The organism is Streptomyces sp. NPDC019890 (genome assembly GCF_044903445.1).
In the GTDB taxonomy this organism is placed as follows: domain Bacteria; phylum Actinomycetota; class Actinomycetes; order Streptomycetales; family Streptomycetaceae; genus Streptomyces.
On record NZ_JBJDQK010000005.1, the window covers coordinates 495969 to 496442 of the forward strand.

Below are 474 nucleotides of genomic sequence, written 5' to 3' on the forward strand. Positions count from 1 at the left end.
CATCGAACTCGGCTCCGACGACTACATCGCCTACGCCGGCCGCGGGCATGCCCACCAGGGTCTGGAACACTTCGAGGATGCTCTGGCTGACTTCGAGCGTGCAATCGAACTCGACCCCCATGCCGACTGGTTCCGTGTCAGCAGGGGTGAGACCCACCGGCGCATGGGCCGCTTCGAGGATGCCCTGGCTGACTTCGACCGCGCCATCGAACTCGGCTCCGACGACTACATCGCCTACGCCGGCCGCGGGCATGCCCACCAGGGTCTGGAACACTTCGAGGATGCTCTGGCTGACTTCGACCGGGCCATCGAACTGGATTCCCAAATCGCTTGGGCCTACGCCGGCCGCGGCGAAACCCACCGCCTCATGGGCCGCTTCGAGGATGCTCTGGCTGACTTCGACCGGGCCATCGAACTCGACCCCGATTACGTCTGGGCCTACGTCGGCCGCGGGCATACCCACCAGGGTCTGGA

General features: G+C 65.6%; 1 protein-coding gene. It reads left to right on the top strand.

Annotated elements, in window-relative coordinates; all coding sequences use genetic code 11:
* Positions 1-474 (top strand): tetratricopeptide repeat protein (locus tag ACI2LP_RS17305; RefSeq protein WP_404725403.1); only part of this gene is annotated, 474 nt, incomplete at both ends.